This window comes from Streptomyces anatolicus (genome assembly GCF_019400875.1).
Taxonomy (GTDB): Bacteria; Actinomycetota; Actinomycetes; order Streptomycetales; family Streptomycetaceae; genus Streptomyces; species Streptomyces anatolicus.
On sequence record NZ_WMBF01000567.1, the window covers coordinates 1 to 3682 of the forward strand.

General features: G+C 72.1%; 4 protein-coding genes. 2 read left to right on the forward strand and 2 right to left on the reverse strand.

The window, feature by feature from the left end:
* A partial coding sequence (locus GKQ77_RS29605) for a winged helix-turn-helix transcriptional regulator (protein ID WP_308117823.1) occupies window positions 1-428 on the reverse strand: 428 nt, incomplete at its 3' end.
* A gap of 56 nt (window positions 429-484) precedes the next feature.
* On the opposite strand from GKQ77_RS29605, the gene GKQ77_RS29610 reads away from it, so the two are divergent.
* Together GKQ77_RS29610 and GKQ77_RS29615 are read left to right on the forward strand one after the other, a co-directional pair.
* Complete coding sequence (locus tag GKQ77_RS29610) at window positions 485-1582, forward strand: Gfo/Idh/MocA family protein (protein WP_219692193.1); 1098 nt, start codon at window positions 485-487, stop codon at window positions 1580-1582.
* A complete protein-coding gene (locus GKQ77_RS29615) occupies window positions 1579-2070 on the forward strand; it encodes a heme-degrading domain-containing protein (protein WP_219692194.1) in 492 nt (163 codons plus the stop codon). The genes GKQ77_RS29610 and GKQ77_RS29615 overlap by 4 nt, the downstream gene beginning before the upstream one ends.
* 105 nt (window positions 2071-2175) lie before the next feature.
* On the opposite strand, the gene GKQ77_RS29620 is transcribed toward GKQ77_RS29615, so the two are convergent.
* On the reverse strand, window positions 2176-3531 hold the full coding sequence (locus GKQ77_RS29620) for a hypothetical protein (RefSeq protein ID WP_219692195.1): 1356 nt from the start codon (window positions 3529-3531) through the stop codon (window positions 2176-2178).
* Window positions 3532-3682: the final 151 nt, after the last annotated feature.

Sequence of the window (3682 nt, forward strand, 5' to 3'; positions counted from 1 at the left end):
GCCAGAAGCCCCCGCACCTCCCCCGCCGCCGTCTCCACCACGGCCTCCGCGCCCGCCGCGAAGGCGAGGGGAGCGTGGCGTTCGGCGACCACCGTGCCGGTCAGGTCGACCAGGACCGCCGTCAGTTCGTCGCGGTCCAGGTGGAGGCCGACCGCGTGGCCCGCCTCGGGGACCAGCCGCAGGACCGTACGCGGCTTGCCGCCCGTCGAGGCGCGGCGGCCCGCCTCCGCCGCCAGGCCCTCGGCCCGCAGCCGCGCAGTGATCTTGCTGACCGCCTGCGGCGTGAGCCCCGTGCGCTCGGCCAGCTCCAGGCGGCTGATGCCCGCCTCGCCCGCCCCGCGCAGGAGGTCAAGTACGAGCGCGGCGTTGTGGCCGCGCAGCGCCGGCAGGTTCACTCCGGGGTTCGCCCTGTTCACGTACGACTTCACGGGGCCATTGTCCCGCTCGCTTGCACTTTGGCAACACCGTTGCTTAAGTGGAAGGCATGACTGGCACAGGCACAGGCTCCTCAGGCTCCCCCCTCCGCGTCGGCCTCGTCGGATACGGCCTCGCGGGCTCCGTCTTCCACGCCCCGCTGATCGCCGCCACCGAGGGCCTCGTCCTCGATACGGTCGTGACGTCGAACCCCGAGCGGCAGGCGCAGGCCCGCGCCGAGTTCGGCGACGGCCTGCGCTGCGCGGAATCGGCCGACGAGCTGTGGACGCGGGCGGACGAGCTGGACCTGATCGTCGTCGCGTCCCCGAACAAGACGCACGTATCGCTCGCGACGGCCGCCCTCAAGGCGGGCCTGCCGGTCGTCGTCGACAAGCCGATCGCGGGCACGGCCGCCGAGGCCCGCGAGCTGGCCGCCCTCGCCGACGAGCGCGGCCTGCTCCTGTCCGTCTTCCAGAACCGCCGCTGGGACAACGACTTCCGCACCCTGCGGCAGCTGCTCGCGGACGGCGAGCTGGGCGACGTATGGCGCTTCGAATCCCGCTTCGAGCGGTGGCGGCCGCGGCCGAAGGGCGGCTGGCGCGAGTCCGGGGACCCGGAGGAGATCGGCGGTCTCCTCTACGACCTGGGCAGCCACGTCGTCGACCAGGTCCTGGTCCTCTTCGGCCCCGCGGCGAGCGTCTACGCGGAGTCGGACGTCCGCCGCCCGGGCGCGGAGGCCGACGACGACACGTTCATCGCGCTCACGCACACGAACGGCGTCCGCTCGCACCTGTACGTGAGCGCCACGACCGCCCAGCTCGGCCCCCGCTTCCGCGTCCTCGGCTCCGAGGCGGGGTACGTGAAGTACGGCCTCGACCCCCAGGAGGCGGCCTTGCGCGACGGCGGGCGTCCCGCGACGGGGAGCCCGTGGGGCGTGGAGCCCGAGTCGATGTGGGGCCGGGTCGGCTCCGGCGAGTCCCCGCTGACCGGCGGCGGCCGCCCGCACCCCAGCCTGCCCGGCGACTACCCCGCGTACTACGCCGCGATCGCCGACGCCCTGCGCGGCACCGGCGAGAACCCCGTCACCGCGCTCCAGGCCGCCGCGGCCCTGGACGTCCTGGAGGCCGCGCGCCGCTCGGCCCGTGACGGTGTGGCGGTGACGCTGTGACCGCCCCCGCCGCTGCCGCTCCCGCCGAAGCCCCCTCTATCGATGAACTGGAGTCCCAGGAGCGCCGCCTGGTCCTCCCCCGCTTCACGTACGACGACGCGTGGGCGCTCGGCAGCCTCTTGGTGGAGCTGGCCCGCGAGCGCCGCGCCCCGGTGGCGATCGACATCACCCGCGGCGGCCAGCAGCTCTTCCACGCGGCGCTGCCCGGCTCCACCCCGGACAACGACGCCTGGATCACCCGCAAGCGCCGCGTCGTCGAACGCTACGGCTGCTCGTCCTACCTGGTCGGCGCCCGCTTCCGCGCCAAGGGCACCACCTTCGAGGCCTCTTCCCGCCTGGATCCCGACGCCTACGCGGCCCACGGCGGCGCGTTCCCGCTGGCGGTGGAGGGCGCGGGGGTCATCGGCGCGGTGGTCGTATCGGGGCTGCCGCAGGTGGAGGACCACGCGCTGGTGGTGGCGGCACTGGAACGGTTCATCGCCGTCTGATCCCCCTCGGCCCGACAAAAAGCGGCCCCGCACGGAACCGGGAAGTCACCGGATTCTCGTGCGGGGCCGCTCACAGCGCGTGCGCCGTTCAGACCGCGTGCGCCGTCAGACTCGGTTCAGGGTGTACGTACCCGTACCGTCCTGCCTGCCGCTGGAGTACTGGCGTATGGATTCCCCGTCCGCGTACCGGTCGTGGCCCATCATGGAGCCGGTGTACTTGTTCTGCACACCGATCTTCGAGCTGCCGGGTACATCACGGTAGATGTAGAACCGCTGGAGGTCGTCCTCCCTGCAGGGGGACTCCATCATCAGGGGCGTCTGGTCGGTGCCCGCGTTCTGCGGGAAGATGTTGGCGCACGACTGGTTGCCCAAGTTCCACAGGGTCGCCTCGATGACCCCGTCGCGCTCCGTCACGTTGCACAGGCGCCACTGGTCCAGGTTGCCGCTGAAGATCGTCGAGGGCCGCAGGCGGACACTGTCGGCCCTGAGGAGCGGCCCGCCCCAGGAGAGGGACTTGCCGGGCACGGTGATCCTGTAGAGCTCGGACCCGCAGCTGAGATCGGCCTTCGCGATGGGCGCGCCAGCCTTCGCGCCGGGCCCGTCGGCCTTGGGCTGTCCGGCGAGCTTGGGCTGTCCAGCGGCCTTGTCGCCGGTGGCGGCCTGGCGCTGCGCGACGCGGTCGCGCTTCTGCTTCGCCGTAGGCGGCACCGCACCCGCCGGGCGATCGGCCTTCGCGGCGGGCGAGCCGCAGTCGAGGAGGCCCTGCGCCTTGGCCATGATGCTGTTCGCGGGCACGCTGTCCTGGCAGCGCACCGCGCCTTCCTCCATGGTGGTGAAGGTGGTGAAGTTGCCGCCGCCGGGGCCCTCGATCCACTTCAACGCCCAGCCGCCGCCGCTCTGTTGGACGCGGTTGCAGTTCAGGCTCGCGTACGTACCGGTGACCTTCTTGGTGCCCTTGTAGACGCCGTAGTAGCCGGCCTGGTTGAAGTTCCACGTGACCGCGTTCGACTCGGTGCTCGTGGAGGAGGCGTCGATCTTCACGTCCAGACCCAGGCTCAAGGCGGCGTTGGTGAGGACCGCGGTGGCGAAACCGCCCTCGACACTGCCGTTGAGGCCGACGGAGACCGAGACGACCGTCTGGGTGCTGGTGGTGACGACATGGTTGCCGGTGGTGCCCTCGGTGACGAACCAGCCCTTGAAGTGGGTGATCGTCGGGGAGACTTCGGTGGACTTGATGTACGGCTTGCGGGTGCCGAGGTCGGCCGCCGTACAGGTGTCGCCGGGCTTGGCCGTCGTCGCGGCGGCAGCCGACTTGGCGGTGGGTGCCGACTTGGCGGTGGGTGCCGCGGCCGCCGGTGAGGCGGCGAGGCTCATGGCGGTGACCGCCAGGGTGGCCGCCGTGGCGGTCACCGCCGTGAATGATCTGCCGAAGCGGCTTACGGGCCCTATGGAGCGCAGCATTGCCTGTTTCCCCCTGGTGCTGGTCCTGTGTGTGCGGTCGGGGGTGAATGTAGCGGCCACAGGGGGTGGTGGCGTGAGCCCCGAACGAGCCACAAACGATCACGGAGGGGCTGGTTCCGCCCCTGCGGCGGCCATCGGGGCTGGTGGGGGG